The following is an 18,443-nucleotide window of genomic DNA, read 5'->3' on the forward strand; positions in this document are numbered from 1 at the left end:
TCTATTCGAGCTTGATGTTGGCGGTGCGGATCACCTGCGCCCACTTGCGGGTCTCCGCGCGGATGTAGGCGTCGAAGGCCTCGCTCGACCCCGGCGCGGGTTCCACGCCGAGGTTGCGCATCGCGGCCTTGATCTGTTCGTCGCCGAGTGCCGCGTTGATCTCGGCATTGAGCCGCGCGACCACCGGCGCCGGCGTGGCCGCGGGCGCCACCACGCCGAACCAGCCGGTCGAGTCGTAGCCGGGCAGGCCGGCCTCGGCCACCGTCGGCACCTCGGGCAGCATCGGCAGCCGCGCGGGGCTGGTGACGGCGAAGGCGAGCAGCTTGCCGGCCTTGATCTGCTGCAGCGCCGAGGGCAGGTCGACCACCGCGAGCGGCACCTGTCCCGCGAGCGCGTCGAGCGCGGCCGGACCCGAGCCGCGGTAGGGCACCTCGACCAGCTTGACTTCGGCCATCTGCGCGAACAGCGCGGCCGACAGGTGCATCGCCGTGCCGTTGCCGCCATGGCCGATCGACAGCCCGCCAGGCTGCGTCTTCGCGAGCGCGATCAGCTCGCGCTGGTTGCGCGCCGCGATCGAGGGATGGCCCACGATCACGAACGGGATCGCGGCCAGCATGCCCACGGGCTTGAAGTCCTTCAGCGGATCGAAGGGCATCTGCGCATAGAGGCTCGCGTTGGCCGCGAGCGCGCCCGCCGCGCCCACGCCCAGCGTGTAGCCGTCGCCCGGTGCCTTGGCCACCAGCGTGAGTCCGACGTTGCCGCCCGCGCCGGGCCGGTTGTCGACCACCACCGGCTGACCCAGCTTCTCGTTGAGCCGCGGCACCAGCATGCGCACCACCGCGTCGGCGCTGCCGCCAGGCGGGAAGGTCACGACCACGCGGATCGGCTTGTCGGGAAAGGCGCCCGCGGCGGGCGCCTGTGCGAAGGTGGACCCGCCGGACAGCGCGGCGGCCGCGGCCAGCAGCAATTGCCTGCGCAGCGGTTGTGTCGCGCCGCGGGCGATCGTTGCGGTCATCGGTACTCCTTGAATGTTCATGTCTGTTCTGCGTCCGATTGAACGATGGGCGGATTCATTCGTAAATCAAGAAATTCAGAACCAAATATCATGTTTCCTGATGAAAGCGAACTTCAGTCCTACGATCCGCCAGCTGCGCGCCTTCCTCGCCGTCTACCAGTTGCGGCAGCTCAGCGCCGCGGCGCAACGGCTGTTCGTCACGCAGTCGGCCGTGAGCATGCTGCTGCGCCAGCTCGAGGACGGATTGGGCACGCGGCTGTTCGACCGCACCACGCGCTCGCTCAAGCCGACGGCCGCCGCGCAGGAGATGCTGCCCGCCGCCGAGCGCATCCTGCGCGACGTCGATGCGCTCGCGGCCGGCTTCCGCGACCTCGCCACGCTCGAGCGCGGCCGCGTCTCGATCGCGATCACGCCGACGCTGGCCTCCTTCCTCCTGCCCGAGGCGATCGGACTGTTCCAGCAGCAGCATCCCAAGGTGCGCGTGGTGGTCAGCGACTGCGCGCCCGACCAGTTCATCGCGCGCATCCTCGGCGAGCACGTGGACTTCGGCATCGGCACGCCCGAGCGGCCCGGCGCCGAGGTCGAGACGCAGCGCTTGCTGCGCGACCATCTCGCGCTGGTGTGCCGCAGCGACCATCCGCTGGCGCAGGCGCGCGTGGTGCGCTGGACCGACCTCGGCCGCCATCCGGTGATCACGGTGCGGCCCGGCTATGGCGTGCGCCCGTTGATCGACGGCACCGCCAGCGATGCGGGCGTGGCGCTCGAGGTCGCGCACGAGGTGTCCTTTCTCTCGACCGCGCTGTGGATGACCGCCTGCGGCATGGGCCCGTCGATCATGCCCTCGGCCTTCGCGCGCGCAGCGGGCGATCCCGCGCTGGTCATCAAGCTTCTGAGCGCGCCGCGCGTCTCGCGCGACATCTCGGTGGTCACCAAGCGCGGCCACACGTTGTCGGAGGCGGCGCGCCAGTTCATCGACGTGCTCAAGCGCACGCTGTGAGGCGGTGTGGCGTTCAGGCGAAGTGATCGAAGGAGCCGAAGCGCTGCGCCACCGGCGCGCCCGCGGCATCGACGAAGCGCAGGCCGCTCTCGGCATCGATGCGCCCGATGCGCGTGACCGGCGTCGTGCTGTCGCGGCCGGCCTGTTCCACCGCCGCGCGCGCCGAGGCCGGCGCGGTGAACACCAGCTCGTAGTCGTCGCCGCCCGAGATCGCCATCGCGCGCAGCGTGTCGCGTTCCAGCCCCGCGGCGGCGGCCGAGCCGTCGGCCACGGCCGCGATGCAGTGCATCGCCGCGTCGACGTCGAGCGTCGCGCCCACGCGGCTCGCGCGCAGGATGTGGCCGAGGTCGCCCGCGAGGCCGTCGCTCACGTCGGCCGCTGCGCTCGCGATGCCGCGCAGCGCCTGGCCCAGCGCCACGCGCGGCGCGGGCTGTTCCATGCGGGCGCGCGTGCGCTCGAACAGCGGGCCCGGCAGCGACAGCGTGCCGCGGAAGTTCTCGAGCGCCAGCCGCGCATCGCCGAGCGTGCCGCTGGTCCACAGCTCGTCGCCCACGCGCGCGCCCGAGCGCAGCAGCGCCGCGCCGGCCGGCACTTCGCCGAACACGGTGATGCAGATGTTGAGCGGGCCGCGCGTGGTGTCGCCGCCCACCAGCTCGCAGCCGTGCTCGTCGGCCAGCGCGAACAGGCCGCGCGAGAAGCCCTCGAGCCAGTTCTCGTCGACGCCCGGCAGCGCCAGCGCCAGCGTGAAGGCCAGCGGCTTCGCGCCGCAGGCCGCGAGATCGCTGAGGTTGACCGCCAGCGCCTTGTGGCCGAGCCGCGCCGGATCGACGGTCGAGAGGAAGTGCCGGCCCTCGACCAGCATGTCCGAGGAGACCGCGAGCTGCATGCCCGGCGCGGGCGCGAGCAGCGCGCAGTCGTCGCCCACGCCCAGCGGCGAGCGTGTGGCGGGGCGCTGGAAGTAGCGCTGGATCAGGTCGAATTCACCCATGCGCCGAGCATAAGCGGGGAAAGGCATGCGCCGATGGCCGACACGCGGCGCCGCCGCGATGCATTAGATTGGGGGACTGTCCGAGGAGATCCGCCGAATGCCCGATACCCTGACCCTGTCCGCGACCGAACGCGTCGGCGAAGCCATGCGCCGCTCGCTCCCGCTGCTGCCCGGCGAGGCGCGCGGCACGGTCGAGGCGATGCTGCAGCCCGAGGCGCTGGCGATCGTCGCCGGCACGCTGGTGGTGTGGGCCGGCTCGCATTTCTTCGGCGTGGGCGAGGTGGTCGACATCATCCTGCTGGTGGTCGGCTTCGCGGCGCTCGGCATGTCGGTGTTCTCGGGCGCGGGCGAGCTGTCGGAATTCACCACCAAGGCCGTCAACGGCCGCACCAGCGCCGACCTCGACGAGGCGGCCGGCCACTTCGCGAAGGCCGTGATGCTGCTGGGGATCTCCGCGATCCAGGCGATGCTGCTGCGCGGCGCCGCCAAGCCCGTGGTCCAGCGCGGCATGCCGCGCGTCGAACCGCTGCCCGACGTGGGCACGCCGCCGCCGGCCGGCAACGGGCTGTCGCTGAGCCGGCCGCGCTCGCTGCCCGGCGGCGAGCTCGGCGGCACCACCATGTACGGCGAGATCGCGGTCTCGCGCGCCCAGAGCCTCAGCGAGCAGAAGGTCACGCTGTTCCACGAGCTCGTGCACCGCTACTTCTCGCCGCGCACCGGCCCGCTGCGGCAGCTGCGCGCGCAGTTCCGCTGGAACGCCTATTCGAAGTCCTCGCTGCTGCGCTACCTCGAGGAAGCGATGGCCGAGGGCTATGGCCAGCTGCGGGTGCACGGCCTGTCGCAGGCGCTCGGCGCCTACCGTTTCCCGATCCAGTTCGGCTACGTCACCGTGTCGCAGATGCGTGCCGAGGGCATGGCCATCGGCACCATCTCGCTGGGTGGCACCCTGTTCTGGGTCGGCGTGAGCGACGGGCCGATGCCCACGCATCCACGCATGCCGCAGGCGCTGCCGCCGCTGCCCGCGCAGGCTCCGGCCCAACCGTCCTCGCCGCGGCTGCAGCCCGCGCCCGCGCGATGATCGACGAAGCCACCGCCATCGGCGTCGCGCGCCGCATCGCGCTGCAGCAGGGCTGGGCCTTCGTGGAGCCGGTGCAGGCGCGGCTGCGCAAGCCCTGGTTCTTCTCGAAGCAGTCCGCGCGCTGGGAGATCGAGAGCAATGCCGTCGCCTTCGGCGCGCGCGCGCGCTTCGTGATCGATGCCGAGGACGGCGCGGTGCTCGAGAAGGGCTACGTGCCGCGCTGAGGCGTCCGCGCGGATGGGCGCGGGCCTCGGGCACTCGCTACCTACGCGCCCCCGCGAAAGCGCAGCGACGCCTGCCGCACCACCTCGGCCAGCAGCCGCTCGCGCCCCTGCCGCTCGCGCAGCCAGCGCGCGTCGTTGCGGTTGGTCTCGACGCTGGTGCGCAGCTCGCCCAGCGCCTGCGTGGCGTTGAGCGCCTCGCTGTGCCATTCGAGCTGGGTCATGGTCATCAGGATGTGGTCGCGCAGCGGCATGTGCTGGCCGCTGGCCGGGTCGACGTAGACCGCGTCGAGGCCGAAGCGGCAGGCCTGGAAGCGGTTGTAGGTGTAGACCAGGTAGTCGTCCTCGCTGGGCTCGAAGGGCTGCTCCTGCAGGAACCAGGCGGCCAGCGACTGCACGTAGCCCGCGAGCGCGGCAGCGCGCGCCACGGTCAGCGGGGTGTCGAAGACGCGGATCTCGATGGTGCCGAACTCGGGCTTGGGCCGGATGTCCCAGTAGAAGTCCTTCATGCTGCGCACGACGCCGGTGCGGGTCATGCGCTCGAAGTAGGCCTCGAATTCCTTCCAGCTCGTGGTGAAGGGCGCGCGGCCCGACAGCGGGAAGGCGAACACCGAGTTCAGCCGCGCCGAGTCGAACTGCGTGTCCTGCCCCTGCACGAAGGGCGAGGAGGCCGACAGCGCGATGAAGTGCGGGATGTAGCGCGACATGCGGTGCAGCATCAAGAGCGCCGAATCGGCATCGGGGCAGCCGATGTGCACGTGCTGGCCGAAGATGGTGAACTGCTTGCTCAGGTAGCCGTAGAGCTCCGACAGCTCGCGAAAGCGCGGCTTGTCGTAGATGCGCCGCTCGTGCCATTGCTGGAAGGCATGCGTGCCGCCGCCCACCACCGCGATGTTGAGCTTGTCGGCGTTCTTGATCAGCGCGTCGCGGATCGGCGTGAGCTGCGCGATCACGTCCTGCGCCGAATGGCAGATGCCGGTGGAGATCTCGATCATGCTCGAGGTCATCTCGGGCACCACGCTGCCGGGCAGCGGCGTCTGCGCCATCAGCCGCAGCATGTCTTCCGCATACGGCGCGAGGTCGTAGTCGTGCGTGTTCACGAGCTGCAGCTCGAGCTCGACGCCGAGCGACAGCGCCTCCGACTTGTTGAAGGGCTCGAGCTTGACGGCGCGGCTCGCGGGATCGGCCGCGAGCGGGGCCGAGCGCACGTCGTCGCTGTCCGGGTCGATCGCGGGGCTCGGGGGAGTGGTCGTGTGGCTGCTCATCGCTGCGTGTCCTCGGCGGTGCTGCTGAAGGCCTCGGGCGCCCAGGGCACCGAGCTCTCGCCGACCGCATGGATCGCGACCGTGGCGAGCACGGCGCCCAGCAGTTCCATCAGCAGGATCGAGGGCAGCGCGACCTGGGTGATCATGGTGCCGAGCAGCGGCGAGGCGGTGGCGAAATTGGAGGCGATCAGGAGCGCGATCGAGGACAGCGGCGACATCGCGCAGCCGACCCAGAAGGCCTGCTTCCAGCTTGCGCCGCTGCCGGGGTTGGCGATCGCGACGCCGGCGATCTTGGCGACCATGCGCACGGCGATCAGCGCCAGCACCACGCTGGCCACGGGCAGCGTCCAGTCGGCCTGCGCCGCGACGATCGACACCAGCACGAACATCAGCATGGTGAGCAGCGAAGACGCGGTGCCGAGCTGGCGCTGCCAGGCCCAGGGCTTGGGGTTCAAGGTCTTGAGCAGCACGCCGCCGATCAGCGCGGCCAGCGGCGCGGAGCCGCCGATGTGCGCGGTGACGGCGGCGCCGGCCGCGATCAGCGCCAGCAGCAGCAGCGAGGTGTTCTCGCTGGTCGGGCTCATCACGCGCAGCGCGGTGCGCAGCGCCAGCGCCATCAGCGCGCCCACCACGAAGGACAGGCCCAGCACCACCGCGATCGGGTAGAGCTTCTGCAGCACGGTCTGCGGCGCGCGCTCGATCAGGCCGGCCTGCGCATAGCCGAGCGCGAGCGCGTAGAAGGTGTTGAGCGTGGCCAGCGTCATCGCGCGCTCGGTCACCGGGCCGGCGGCGCGGGTGTCGATGATCACGCGGCTCAGCACCGCGGGCGAGGCGACGATCGCCATCAGCGCGAGCGGGTTGGCCACCGGGTCGGGCAGGCCCAGCAGGCGCAGCACCCAGAACACGCCGAAGTAGGTCAGCGTGGCTTCGAGCAGGCTCTGCACCAGCACCATCGGGTTGTGGCGGAACCAGCGCAGCGGCAGCCGGCCGCCGGCCTCGAACAGCACCACGGCCACGCCGAGCTCGAGCAGGAACAGGCTGATGCCGCGCAGCGGCCAGATCGCGCCCTCGAAGCCGGCGAAGCCGACGATGGTGCCCACGATCGAATAGCCGACCACCTTGGGCATGCCCATGTAGCGGCGCACCAGGTGGCCGGAGGCCGCGGCCGCGGCCAGCAGCAGCGACCACAGCACGGTGGGAAGGCCGGCCGAGGGGCGGGCCCATTCGGACCAGAAGCCCATCAGGTCGGCGGTGAGACTCGTCAGATTCATGCGGGTAGGAAGAAGCTCATGGGCCGGCTGCGCCAGCGCGCCCGCAGCGCGCCGCGGATGCGGGCGCGGTCGGCGAGGCTCACGCTGTGCGCGCGCAGCGCCAGCCGGAATGCGAAATAGAAGCTCACGCTCACATTGAGCGCACCGATCACCGGGATCGCCGCCACCGCCCACCACAGCAGCGGCTGCTGCAGCACCGGCAGGCCGAGCGACACCACGGCCGCGCCGATCTGGCCGGCCGACAGCGTCACGTGGCGCACGTCGAGGCCGAGCCCGAAGAAGCCCGCGACCGCTGGCAGCAGTCCGAGCATCAGGCCCAGCGAAATGTTGGCGGCGAAACCGGAGATGTGGGTGCGCATGAAGTCGGCCCATCGACGGGCCCGGGCGGCGCCCAGGACGGCGCCGATGCGGGGGTTGTACCGCATGGCGGAGTCCAGCCGATGCAGGACAAAGGCGTTTTCTGCCCAGCCCGCGATCAGGCTGGAGGCGAACAGCAGCACGCCGGTGAAGGCCGCGAACAGCGCCGTGGGGCCCGCGAGCGACAGCGACTGCAGCACGGCGGCCGCATGCGCGGCATCGAGCAGCGGCTGGTGCAGCGCGAGCCGCCAGGCGATGGCGAGCGCGGCCACCGCCGGCACCACCACCAGCACGTTGCCCAGCACCGCCGCCACCTGCGAGCGCACCAGGTTGGCGACCTCGTCGACGAATTCGTCGAGGCCGCTGTCGGCGCGGATCTCGCGCAGCCGCGCGGCCAGCGCCGGCGCCGTCATGGCCGGCTGCTTGGTGGCGAGCGTGAGGTGCAGCAGCTGGATCGCGACGAAGCTGGCGGCATACATCACGCCCGAGCCCAGGCCGCTCCAGAAGGCCGACAGGCCCAGCGCGTAGATACCGAACTTCGCGAGCACCGTGAGCGAGGTCAGCGCGCCGCCGCCCGCGGCCTTGCGCACCATCTGCCGGTAGCTCGCGCGGTCGCGCGTGATGTAGTGCTCGCCGGTCTCGGCGCTGCGCTCGGTGACCTTGGCCGCGAGCATCGACGAGTTCGAGGCGATCAGCGCGCGGATGCTGTTGCGCTCGCTGCCGGCCTGCACCAGCCGGCCGACCAGCCGCGCGATGCTGACCGCGGGCGTGGGCGACATCAGGCCGTCGAGCAGCTCGCGGATGCGCAGCACCCGCTCGCGCATCTGCCGCACGCGGAACACCAGGCCGACCGAGATGCCGTTGTCTTCCAGGTGCGCGTAGACCGAGGCGGCGCTTGCGCGGCAGGCATCGAGCCGGTCGCGGAACGCGACGAAGGCCGCCTGCACCGCGGCCTCGTCGCGCGGGCGGTCCTCGAACAGCCGCTCGCGCAGTTCGTCGAGCTCGGCCATCAGCGCATGGAAGGGCCGGCTCTCCTCGGTGCTGCGCATGCGCAGCCGCAGTTCGGACGAGAAGCCCGCGGCCACCAGCTGGCTCGCGCAGTAGGTGATGGCATCCATCAGCGTGGCGCGCCAGCGCGGCACGGTGGTGCCGTCGTCGGCCGTTTCATCGGCCAGCAGCGCGCCGATGCGCACCAGCTGCGGCGCTTCCAGCAGCGCGATCCAGCGTGCATCGAAGTCGCCCGGCAGCACCATGCGGAACAGCTCCGAGGCGTCGGTGGTCTCGGGCGTGCCCGGCAGGATCTTGCGGCGCAGCCGCTCGTTGAACTCGCTGAGGAAGGCGGTGCGCGGCGCGAAGCCGTAGTCGGCCAGCAGCGTCGACAGGTCGACGTCGCGCGTGAAGGCACGCCACCAGGCGCGCACGCGCTCGCGCAGCTCGGGCCGCGCCTCGATGGCGTCGAGCAGCAGCTGCACGCGGCCCATGGCCGCCTGCGGCGAGGCACGGTCGCCGCGCAGCCAGTCGAACAGGTCGATGAGCCAGATGTGGCGCCGAGCCACGTCGGCGGAAGGATCGAGGCCGGCGAGCAGCCCCTGCAGGTCGCGCGAAGCGGCAGCCATGGGAGGAGGGAATCGAGAAGGGAAGAGGAGGGCGATGCCGCAGCGGGAGAAATTCCGTGCGGGTGCCCGAGCGGGAAAGGCTAGTGCAGCACGCGCGAGACCGGCGCGCCGCCGATGTCGGCCTCGAGCACGAACATCGGGATCGGCACGTCGAAGCGCTCGCCGTCCTCGGTCACCACGAGGTAGCTGCCATGCATGGTGCCGCTCGCGGCCTGCAGCCGGCAGCCGCTGGTGTAGCGGAAGCTCTCGCCCGGCGCCAGCAGCGGCTGCTGGCCGATCACGCCCAGGCCCTTGACCTCCTGCGCATGCCCCGAGGCGTCGTTGATCAGCCAGTGCCGCGCGATCACCTGGGCGCCGGTCGAGCCGGTGTTGGTGATCGTGATGGTGTAGGCGAAGGTGTAGATGCCTTCCTTCGGCGAGGACTGGTCGGCGAGGTAGCGCGGCTCGACCTCGATGGAAAGGGGGCTGTGTGACATGCGCGCGATGGTAACTGCTGGTTTTTGGCGCGGGGAGAGCTTCCCGGTGCCGGGCCGGCTTTCTTGCGGAAATGGCGATGAAGGGATATTCTGGTCGGTATGACCAGAATATCCCTTCCAGGCCATTGGCCGCTGCAGGACGCCAAGGCGCGCTTCAGCGAACTGGTGCGTCGTGTCCACAGCGAGGGGCCGCAGCACGTCACGGTCCATGGGCGCGACGAGGTCGTGGTGATCGCGGCCGAGGACTTCCAGCGCCTGCAGGGCGCGCGCACGGGCCAGGCGCTGGTCGACGTGCTGCAGGCCTCGCCGCATCGGGACATCGAGCTGTCGGTCGGCGCCTCCGAAGCCTCGCCGGTGCGCAGCGTCGAGCTGTGAATGCCGTGAGCGCCATGAGCGCCATGAGCGGCTTCCTGCTCGACACCAACGTGCTGTCCGAGCTGCGGCGCCCGCGCCCCGAGCCCCGGGTGGTCGCCTTCGTCGGCGCGCAGCCGCTCGAAAGCCTGTTCGTCAGCACCGTCACCTTCGCGGAGATCCGTTTCGGCATCGAGCTGGTGGCCGACATCCACAAGCGCGCCCAGCTCAACGACTGGCTGCAGCTGCAGCTGCAGCTGCGGCCGATGTTCGGCTACCGCGTGCTGCCGGTCAGCGAGGACGTGATGTTCAAGTGGCGGCTGATGGTCGAGCAGGGCCGCAAGGCCGGGCGCACCTTCTCGCAGCCCGACCTGATCATCGCCGCCACCGCCGCGCAGCACGGCCTCGCGGTGGTCTCGCGCGACGCGGCCGGCTATGCCGGCACCGGCGTGGCGCTGGTCGATCCCTGGCAGGCGTAGAAGTCCGGGAGCTCCGCTGCGCCTTTGGCCGGCTGCGACAATCGCCGCCCATGACCTTCCGCATCGCCCCCTCCATCCTTTCCGCCGACTTCGCCCAGCTCGGCCAAGAGCTCTCGGACGTGATCGCCGCGGGCGCGGACTGGATCCATTTCGACGTGATGGACAACCACTACGTGCCGAACCTGACCTTCGGTCCGATGATCTGCCAGGCGCTCAAGCCGCATGCGAAGACGGCCGACGGCACGCCGGTGCCGATCGACGTGCACCTGATGGTGCAGCCGGTCGACGCGCTCGCGGCCTCGTTCGCGCAGGCCGGGGCCGACTACATCAGCTTCCATCCCGACGCCACGCCGCACGTGCACCGCAGCATCCAGGCGATCCGCGCGGCCGGCTGCAAGCCGGGGCTGGTGTTCAACCCGGCGCGCGGGCTCGAGGTGCTCGACTGGGTGATCGACGACATCGACCTGATCCTGATCATGAGCGTCAACCCCGGCTTCGGCGGCCAGAGCTTCATCGACTCGGCGCTGCGCAAGATCGAGCAGGCGCGCAAGCGCATCGAGCAGAGCGGGCGCGACATCCGCCTCGAGGTCGACGGCGGCATCAAGGCCGACAACATCGCGCGCGTGGCCTCGGCCGGCGCCGACACCTTCGTGGCCGGCAGCGCGATCTTCAACGCCAAGGACTATGGCGCCGTGATCGCGCAGATGCGCACGCAGCTCGCGGGCGTGGCCGCCGCCTGAGCGGCAGCGGGCCTTCGAATCAGCGCCTGGCCTGCTCGCCGACCTTGTCGGCGCGCAGCCCCTGGTCGGTGTCGACCAAGCCGCGTTCCACATCGTCATGCGCGCGACGGCCACGTTCGGTCGGCTTGCCGTCGCGGGTCTGCTGGCTGTCCGAGGACTGGTCGCGTTCGTGCGGCAGCCGCGGCGACGATTCGCCGCCCTGTTCGATCTTGGTCTTGCCGCCGCCCGCGTCCTTCTGCGGATCGGCGGGCTGCTTTGGGGTCGGGGTGTTGTCCTTGGCCATGGGGGCTCCTTCGATCGTTGGTGGCCACCAGCTTGCGTGGCCGCCCGCGCGGGGCCGGTAGGACAGCCCAGGGCGCGGCTGTAGGCTGCGTGTCGATCGCGGGCGTGGCCTCGTGGCCGCGAGGATCGGTGCTATGAAAAGCGAAGCATCTTTGCACCTGTCAAGAGGCCTCCTCATAATCCCCGCATGGCTTCCTCTCCCTTCGACGCCGTCGCGCACGACAGCATTCGCCTCCACGCCTTCGCCTCCCTGAACCCCGGCCCCCGGCTGCTCGTGATGGGCGGCGTGCATGGCGACGAGACCAGCGGCACCGCCGGCATCGAGCGGGTGCTGGCCGAGTTCGCGGCGGGCGAGCTCGCGCTGCTGCGCGGCGAGCTCACGCTGGTGCCGGTGGCCAATCCGCTCGCGCGCCGGCGCCTGCAGCGCGAGGGCGAGCGCAACCTCAACCGGCTGTTCAAGCCCGCGGCCGAGCCGGCCGACTACGAGGCCCGCGTGACCAACGTGCTGGCGCCCGTGATCGCGCGCCACGAGGTGCTGCTCGACCTGCATTCGTTCCAGAGCGCGGGCGAGGCCTTCGCGATGATCGGCCCGCGCGACAACACCGGCACGCTCGAGCCCTTCGCGCGCGCCGCCGAGGAAGGCCAGCTCGCGCTGCACCTGGGCACGCCGATCGTGGTCGAGGGCTGGCTCGACATCTATGCCGCGGGCCTCGCGCAGCGCGGCGCCGCGGTCGACGAGGCCGCCATCGACTTCGGCCGCGGCACCAACGAATACATCCGCAGCTGCGGCGGCTACGGCGTCACGCTCGAATGCGGCCAGCACCAGGATCCGCAGGCGCCCGAGGTGGCCTGGCGCGCGATCCGCCGCACGCTGGCGCTGCTGGGCATGGCGGCGCTGCCGTCGGGCCTGTCGGCCGGCCCCGACGTGCCGCCGCGCCTGTTGCGCCTGGCCAGCGTGACCGACCGGCTGCACGCCGACGACCGCTTCGCGCGCGACTGGGCCACCTTCGATCCGGTGCGCCGCGGCGAGCTCATCGGCACGCGGCACGACGGCACGCCCGTGACCGCGCCCGACGACGGCTGCATCGTGTTCCCCAACGCGCTCGCGCTGCCGGACACCGAGTGGTTCTATTTCGCGCGGCCCAGCGAACGGCGGCTCGACGGCACGGCCTGAGCGCCAGGAATACACGGCGCGCCGTCGCGTTCCTACATCCGCGGCCCCGGGCGGGCACGACCATGGCGGACCAAGGAAACGAACCATGGCCGCCGACCGCAAGCAATCCACGCCGCGCATCACCCATGCCGACCGCCTCGTCGACGCGAAGAGCGGCATCACCAAGGGCGAGCTCGCCGCCTACTACGCGCGCGTCGCGCCGCTGATGCTGCCCCACCTGCGCGGCCGGCCGGTGGCGCTGGTGCGCGCGCCCGACGGCATCGCGGGCGAGCTGTTCTTCCAGAAGCATGCGCAGCACGGCGAGATGGCCGGCGTGGGCCTGCTCGACCCGGCGCTCGATCCCGGCCACGAGCCGCTGCTGCAAATCGACGTGGCCGAGGGCCTGCTCGGCGCGGCGCAGTTCAACGTGGTGGAGTTCCACACCTGGAACGCGCTCTCGCGCGCCTTCGCCCAGCCCGACCGCATGACCTTCGACCTCGACCCCGGCGAGGGCGTGGAATGGCCGCGCATGCAGGAAGCCGCGCTGCTGGTGCGCACCCTGCTCGACGAGCTCGGGCTGCCATCCTTCCTCAAGACCAGCGGCGGCAAGGGCCTGCACGTGGTGGTGCCGATCCGGCGCGCGCACGGCTGGGACGAGGTCAAGGGCTTCTCGCAGGCCATCGTGCAGCAGCTCGCGCGCAGCGTGCCCGAGCGCATCGTCGCCAAGAGCGGGCCGCGCAACCGCGTCGGCAAGATCTTTGCCGACTACCTGCGCAACGGTTTCGGCGCCACCACCATCAGCGCCTGGTCGGCGCGCGCGCGGCAGGGGCTGGGCGTGTCGGTGCCGCTGGACTGGGACGAGCTGTTCGAGGTCGACAGTTCCGACCACTGGACCGTGGCGACCATCGCCGAGCGGCTCGAGATCGGCAACGCGCCCTGGGCCGCGATGGAGCGCAGCCGCAAGGGGCTCGGCGACGCGATGCGCAGGCTCGGCTACCTGGTGAACTGAGCGCTGCCGCCCCGCGCAGGCGGCCGGTTCCCATTGCGCGACGTCACATCGAATTCATCGATGTGTAACTCCGATTCCATCGATTGGGCAAATGAACAGGTACTCCTAAAGTCCCCGTCCACGAGCCACCCACGATGAAATGCGGCGCTTCCCGCGGCGCCGGCCGGAGACAAAGAACACCATGGAGCGATCCTTCGCCGAAGAAGTCAAGCGCCTCTCGCTGGGCGCGAACGAGGAATTCCACGGCGAGGGCATCCTGGCCGTCACCAAGGCCCTGCTGCAATCGGGCGTGAGCTATATCGGCGGCTACCAGGGCGCGCCGGTCTCGCACCTGATCGACGTGCTCGGCGATGCGCGCGAGCTGCTCGACGAGCTCGGCATCTACTTCGAGAACAGTGCCTCCGAGGCCGGCGCGGCCGCGATGCTCGGCGCCTCCATCAACTACCCGGTGCGTGGCGCCGTCACGTGGAAGTCCACGGTGGGCACCAACGTCGCGTCCGATGCGCTGTCCAACCTCGCCTCGGCCGGCGTGCAGGGCGGCGCGCTGGTGATCCTCGGCGAGGACTACGGCGAGGGCTCGAGCATCATCCAGGAGCGCACCCACGCCTTCGCGATGAAGTCGCAGATGTGGCTGCTCGATCCGCGGCCCAACCTGGGCTCGATCGTCGACGCGGTGGAGCACGGCTTCGAGCTCTCCGAGGCGAGCCAGACGCCCGTCATGCTGCAGTTGCGCATCCGCGCTTGCCACGTGCACGGCAGCTTCATCTGCAAGGACAACCGCGCGCCGGCCATCTCCACGCGCGAGGCCATTTCGCAGCCGCGCTTCGACTTCGCCAACATCAACCTGCCGCCCTCGATCTACGCGCAGGAGCGCATGAAGATCGAGTCGCGCTGGCCGGCCGCGCTGGCCTACATCCGCGACGCGCGGCTCAACGAGCGCTTCGACGGCGACTGCGCCGACGTCGGCCTGGTGCTGCCGGGCGGCCTCTACAACGGCACCCTGCGCGCGCTGCAGCAGCTGGGCCTGGCCGATGCCTTCGGCAACAGCCGCATTCCGCTGCAGGTGCTCAACGTGGTCTACCCGATGGTGCCCGACGAGCTCATCGAATTCTGCCGCGGCAAGCGCGCGGTGCTGATGGTGGAAGAGGGGCAGCCCAACTACATGGAGGACGCGCTGCACGCGATGCTGCGCAAGGCCGGCTGCGACACGCGGCTGCACGGCAAGGACATCTTCCCGATGGCCGGCGAATACACCGGCGAGGTGCTGGTGCGCGGCCTGGCCGAGTTCATCCGCCAGGCGCGGCCCGAAGCGCTCGGCGACCAGGGCGCCGTGCGGGTGGCCGACAGCGCCGCGCCGCTGGCCGCGCTCAAGCCGCGCGCGGTCGAGGCGCTGGGCGTGCCCGTGCCGAGCCGGCCGCCGGGCTTCTGCATCGGCTGCCCCGAGCGCCCGGTGTTCGCCGCCATCAAGCTGATGCAGAAGGAACTCGGCAGCGTGCACGTCAGCGCCGACATCGGCTGCCACACCTTCGGCACCCTGCCGCCGTTCAACACCGGCAGCACGGTGCTCGGCTACGGCCTGGGCCTCGCGAGCTCCTCGGGGATCGCGCCGCTGATGGGCAACCGGGTCGTCAGCATCATGGGCGACGGTGGCTTCTGGCACAACGGCTTCACCAGCGGCGTGGTCAACGCGGTCTACAACGGCCAGGACTCGGTGCTCGTGATCCTGAAGAACGGCTACACCTCGGCCACCGGCACGCAGGCCATTCCCTCCTCGCCCACGCAGCCCGCGGCCAGGCCGCTGACCTTGGACATCGAGGCCGCGCTCAAGGGCGTGGGCGTGGGCTGGGTGCGCAAGGTGCGCAGCTACAGCGTGGCCGAGATGCGCGACACGCTGCAGGAGGCGATGACCACCGAGGAGGGCGGCCTCAAGGTCATCATCGCCGACGGCGAATGCCAGCTCGAGCGCCAGCGCCGCATCAAGCCCGTCACGGCCGCGAAGCTCAAGCGCGGCGAGCGCGTGGTGCGCACGCGCTTCGGCATCGACGACGACGTCTGCACCGGCGACCACTCGTGCATCCGGCTGTCGGGCTGCCCGTCGCTCACCATCAAGCCCAACCCGAGCGCGCTGCGCACCGATCCCGTGGCCACCGTCAACCAGGGCTGCGTGGGCTGCGGCCTGTGCGGCGAGAACGCGCACGCCGCGATCCTCTGCCCCTCGTTCTACAAGGCCGAGATCGTGCAGAACGCCGGCACCTGGGAGCGCCTGCTGCACCGGCTGCGCAGCGGCGTCATCGGCCTCATGGCCGGCAAGGCGCGCGACCGCGCGGAGGCGCTGGCGGCATGAACCACGACGCCTTCGAAGACGCACCGCGCATCGTGACCGTGCTGGTCGCCGCCATGGGCGGCGAGGGCGGCGGCGTGCTGGCCGACTGGCTGATCGCCGCGGCCACGGCCCAGGGCTTCCCGGTGCAGAGCACCTCGGTGCCCGGCGTGGCGCAGCGCACCGGCGCCACCAACTACTACATCGAGATCTACCCGGTCGAGGCCGCGCGGCTCGGCGGCGCGCGCCCGGTGTTCTCGCTGACGCCGAGCCCGGGCGACGTCGACATCGTCGCTGCCTCCGAGCTGATGGAGGCGGGGCGCGTGCTGCAGGGCGGCTTCGTGCATCCGCGGCGCACCACGTTGGTGGCATCGACGCACCGCGAGTTCGCGGTGGCCGAGAAGTCCGCCATGGGCGACGGCCGCTACGACGGCCGGCGCGTGAGCGAGGCCGCGCGCGAGCTCGCGCGGCACAGCCATCTGTTCGACATGCGCGCGCTGGCCTGGCGCCACGGCACGGTGATCAACACCGTGATGTTCGGCGCCATGGCCGGCAGCGGCGCGCTGCCGTTCTCGCGCGAGGCCTGCGAGCAGGCGATCCGCGCCTCGGGCAAGGCGGTGGAGGCCAGTCTCAAGGGCTTCGCGGCGGGCTTCGAGCAGGTGGCGCATCCCGCGCCGGAGGCCACCGCCAGTGCCGCCGCGGCGTCGCCGCGCACGCCCATCGAACCACGCATCGCCGCCATGCCCGAGCCGCTGCACGAGCTGCTGGGCCACGGCCTGCAGCAGGTGCTCGACTACCAGGACGCGCGCTACGGCGCGCTCTACCTGCAGCGCGTCGACGCGGTGCTCGCGCTCGAGCGGCCCTTCGGCGGCGAGCTGCCCGTGACGCGCGAGACCGCGCGCCATCTCGCGCTGTGGATGAGCTACGAGGACGTGATCCGCGTGGCCGACCTCAAGACGCGCGGCGAACGGTTGCAACGCGTGCGCGAGGAGGTGGGCGCGCGCCAGGGCGAGCCGCTGCGGCTGACCGAATACCTGAAGCCCGGTCTCGACGAGGTCTGCTCGCTGCTGCCGCCGCGCGCCTCGGCCTGGCTGCGCCGGCGCCTGGCCCACAAGGCGCACCGGCTCAACGTGGGCCTGCACATGCGCACCGACACCGTGCTGGGCTTCGCCATGCTGTGCGGCCTGCGCTCGCTGCGCGTGCTGCGTCGTGCCGGCGCGCGCTATGCGATCGAGCAGGCCATGATCGCGCGCTGGCTCGACACCGTGCGCGCCGCGCTCGCGCTGAGCCCGCGGCTGGCCTACGAGATCGCGCTGTGCGGCAACCTGGTCAAGGGCTACGGCGAGACCAGCGAGCGCGGCCACCGCAACCTCGGCGCGGTGCTCGACGACATGCAGGCCCAGTTCGCCGCGCCGCCCGGCGATGCCGCCGCGCTCGCGCAGGCGGCCGAGCGCGTGCGCGCCGCGCGCGAAGCCGCGCTGGCCGACCCCGAGGGCCGCACCCTGGCGCGCGCGCTGGGCCTGCCGCCGCCCGCGCCGCGCGTCCACCCCATCCACATCGTGCGGCGAAAGCCGGCGCGCTGAGGGCCCGCATCCCTTCCCCCAAAGAGAACGACGACAGGAGACAAGACGATGAGAAACAGCAAGACCTCCACCTCCCTCGGCCGCCGCGCCGTCAACGCGCTGCTGGCCGGCGCGCTGCTGCTGCCGCTGGCCGCGCAGGTCCATGCGGCCGGGCCGATCAAGATCGGCGCCGTGGTCTCGGCCACCGGCCCGGCCTCCTTCCTCGGCGATCCGCAGCAGAAGACGCTCGAGATGTACGTGCGCAAGATCAACGCGGCCGGCGGCGTGCTCGGCCGCAAGCTCGAGCTGGTGCTCTACGACGACGCCAGCGACGCGAACAAGGCCAACGCCTTCACGCGCCGCCTGATCATGCAGGACGAGGTCGACGCGATCCTCGGCGCCTCCACCACCGGCTCGACCATGGCGATGGTGCCGCAGGCCGAGGCCGCGAAGATGCCGCTGATCTCGCTGGCCGCCGCCTCGGTCATCGTCGAGCCGGTCAAGCCCTACGTGTTCAAGATGCCGCACTCCGACCGCATGGCGGCCGAGAAGGTGCTCGGCGAGATGAAGAAGCGCGGCTTCACGCAGTTCGCGCTGCTGTCGGACACCGGCGGCTTCGGCAAGTCGGGCCGCACCGAGACGCTCAAGCTCGCCGAGTCGCTGGGCCTGAAGGTGGTGGAGGACCAGACCTACGGCGAGAAGGACACCGACGTCACGCCGCAGCTCACGCGCATCAAGTCCTCGGGCGCGCAGGCCGTGTTCGTGTTCGGCACCGGCCAGGCGCCGGCCATCATCGCGCGCAACCACCAGCAGCTCGCGATGAAGCAGCCGCTCTACACCTCGCACGGCCAGGCCTCGACCGAGTTCATCCGCATCGCGGGCAAGTCCTCCGAAGGCATTCGCATGCCTTCGCCCGCGCTGCTGATCGCCCAGGCGTTGCCCGATGCCGATCCGCAGAAGAAGGTCAGCGTGTCGTATGCGAAGGACTACGAGTCGACCGCGAAGATGGACGTGTCGACCTTCGGCGGCTACGCGCACGACGCGCTGTACCTGCTGATCGACGCGATCCAGCGCGCCGGCGGCACCGACAAGCAGAAGCTGCGCGACGCCATCGAGGCCACGAAGGACTTCGTCGGCGTGAGCGGCATCTACCGCATGTCGGCCACCGACCACATGGGCCTGGACGTCTCCGCGTTCCGCATGGTCGAGATCAAGGACGGCAAGTTCGTGGAAGTCCGCTGAGTTCGCGCGCGTCACCGGAGA

General features: G+C 71.1%; 18 protein-coding genes. 11 read left to right on the forward strand and 7 right to left on the reverse strand.

Annotation, left to right across the window (positions count from 1 at the left end):
• Position 1: 1 nt before the first annotated feature.
• Complete coding sequence (locus R0232_RS03645; protein ID WP_431511261.1) at positions 2–1,015, reverse strand: Bug family tripartite tricarboxylate transporter substrate binding protein; 1,014 nt, start codon at positions 1,013–1,015, stop codon at positions 2–4.
• Between the two features lie 100 nt (positions 1,016–1,115).
• On the opposite strand from R0232_RS03645, the gene R0232_RS03650 reads away from it, so the two are divergent.
• Complete coding sequence (locus tag R0232_RS03650; RefSeq protein WP_296781701.1) at positions 1,116–2,012, forward strand: LysR family transcriptional regulator; 897 nt, start codon at positions 1,116–1,118, stop codon at positions 2,010–2,012.
• Between the two features lie 13 nt (positions 2,013–2,025).
• Here the strand turns inward: R0232_RS03650 and thiL are convergent, their stop codons facing one another.
• Positions 2,026–3,000 (reverse strand): thiamine-phosphate kinase, encoded by a 975-nt coding sequence (gene thiL / locus R0232_RS03655; RefSeq protein WP_431511262.1) that lies wholly within the window; start codon positions 2,998–3,000, stop codon positions 2,026–2,028.
• 97 nt (positions 3,001–3,097) lie between these two features.
• On the opposite strand from thiL, the gene R0232_RS03660 reads away from it, so the two are divergent.
• Complete coding sequence (locus tag R0232_RS03660; RefSeq protein ID WP_093350712.1) at positions 3,098–4,078, forward strand: hypothetical protein; 981 nt, start codon at positions 3,098–3,100, stop codon at positions 4,076–4,078.
• Positions 4,075–4,302: a hypothetical protein gene (locus tag R0232_RS03665; RefSeq protein WP_208508551.1), complete on the forward strand. Its 228-nt coding sequence runs from the start codon at positions 4,075–4,077 to the stop codon at positions 4,300–4,302. The genes R0232_RS03660 and R0232_RS03665 overlap by 4 nt, the downstream gene beginning before the upstream one ends.
• Before the next feature lie 41 nt (positions 4,303–4,343).
• Here R0232_RS03665 and R0232_RS03670 read toward each other — a convergent pair whose 3' ends face one another.
• The 4 genes from R0232_RS03670 to apaG form a co-directional block, all read right to left on the reverse strand.
• On the reverse strand, positions 4,344–5,564 hold the full coding sequence (locus R0232_RS03670; protein ID WP_431511263.1) for a YbdK family carboxylate-amine ligase: 1,221 nt from the start codon (positions 5,562–5,564) through the stop codon (positions 4,344–4,346).
• Positions 5,561–6,835 (reverse strand): cation:proton antiporter, encoded by a 1,275-nt coding sequence (locus tag R0232_RS03675; protein WP_093350717.1) that lies wholly within the window; start codon positions 6,833–6,835, stop codon positions 5,561–5,563. The genes R0232_RS03670 and R0232_RS03675 overlap by 4 nt, the downstream gene beginning before the upstream one ends.
• Positions 6,832–8,808: a site-specific recombinase gene (locus R0232_RS03680; RefSeq protein ID WP_296799488.1), complete on the reverse strand. Its 1,977-nt coding sequence runs from the start codon at positions 8,806–8,808 to the stop codon at positions 6,832–6,834. The genes R0232_RS03675 and R0232_RS03680 overlap by 4 nt, the downstream gene beginning before the upstream one ends.
• 80 nt (positions 8,809–8,888) lie before the next feature.
• Positions 8,889–9,284, reverse strand: a complete 396-nt coding sequence (gene apaG, locus R0232_RS03685) for a Co2+/Mg2+ efflux protein ApaG (RefSeq protein WP_057593319.1) — start codon at positions 9,282–9,284, stop codon at positions 8,889–8,891.
• Positions 9,285–9,383: 99 nt separating this feature from the next.
• Between apaG and R0232_RS03690 the strand changes: the two genes are divergently transcribed.
• From R0232_RS03690 to rpe, 3 genes are read left to right on the forward strand one after another with little or no spacing between them, the layout of a single operon-like run.
• Positions 9,384–9,659: a type II toxin-antitoxin system Phd/YefM family antitoxin gene (locus R0232_RS03690; RefSeq protein WP_203204093.1), complete on the forward strand. Its 276-nt coding sequence runs from the start codon at positions 9,384–9,386 to the stop codon at positions 9,657–9,659.
• A gap of 14 nt (positions 9,660–9,673) precedes the next feature.
• Entirely contained in the window at positions 9,674–10,114 is a 441-nt protein-coding gene (locus R0232_RS03695) for a type II toxin-antitoxin system VapC family toxin (protein WP_431511264.1), read from the forward strand.
• Between the two features lie 50 nt (positions 10,115–10,164).
• Positions 10,165–10,854: a ribulose-phosphate 3-epimerase gene (gene rpe, locus R0232_RS03700; protein ID WP_093350724.1), complete on the forward strand. Its 690-nt coding sequence runs from the start codon at positions 10,165–10,167 to the stop codon at positions 10,852–10,854.
• A gap of 19 nt (positions 10,855–10,873) precedes the next feature.
• On the opposite strand, the gene R0232_RS03705 is transcribed toward rpe, so the two are convergent.
• Positions 10,874–11,137, reverse strand: coding sequence for a hypothetical protein (locus R0232_RS03705; protein WP_431511265.1), 264 nt, complete (start codon positions 11,135–11,137; stop codon positions 10,874–10,876).
• Between the two features lie 186 nt (positions 11,138–11,323).
• On the opposite strand from R0232_RS03705, the gene R0232_RS03710 reads away from it, so the two are divergent.
• From R0232_RS03710 to R0232_RS03730, 5 genes are all read left to right on the forward strand, one after another.
• Complete coding sequence (locus tag R0232_RS03710) at positions 11,324–12,310, forward strand: succinylglutamate desuccinylase/aspartoacylase family protein (RefSeq protein WP_431511266.1); 987 nt, start codon at positions 11,324–11,326, stop codon at positions 12,308–12,310.
• Between the two features lie 85 nt (positions 12,311–12,395).
• Positions 12,396–13,298 carry a non-homologous end-joining DNA ligase gene (gene ligD / locus R0232_RS03715; RefSeq protein WP_431511267.1) on the forward strand — a complete coding sequence of 301 codons (903 nt, stop codon included), beginning with the start codon at positions 12,396–12,398 and terminating at the stop codon, positions 13,296–13,298.
• A 181-nt stretch (positions 13,299–13,479) separates the two neighbouring features.
• The gene (locus tag R0232_RS03720; RefSeq protein ID WP_431511268.1) at positions 13,480–15,642 is read left to right on the forward strand and encodes a thiamine pyrophosphate-dependent enzyme; all 2,163 of its coding nucleotides are present in this window, start codon (positions 13,480–13,482) and stop codon (positions 15,640–15,642) included.
• Positions 15,639–17,201 (forward strand): indolepyruvate oxidoreductase subunit beta family protein, encoded by a 1,563-nt coding sequence (locus R0232_RS03725; protein ID WP_431511269.1) that lies wholly within the window; start codon positions 15,639–15,641, stop codon positions 17,199–17,201. The genes R0232_RS03720 and R0232_RS03725 overlap by 4 nt, the downstream gene beginning before the upstream one ends.
• A gap of 48 nt (positions 17,202–17,249) precedes the next feature.
• Entirely contained in the window at positions 17,250–18,422 is a 1,173-nt protein-coding gene (locus R0232_RS03730; protein ID WP_431511270.1) for an ABC transporter substrate-binding protein, read from the forward strand.
• Positions 18,423–18,443: the final 21 nt, after the last annotated feature.

Source organism: Variovorax sp. DAIF25, from assembly GCF_050711835.1.
Lineage (GTDB): Bacteria > Pseudomonadota > Gammaproteobacteria > Burkholderiales > Burkholderiaceae_C > Variovorax.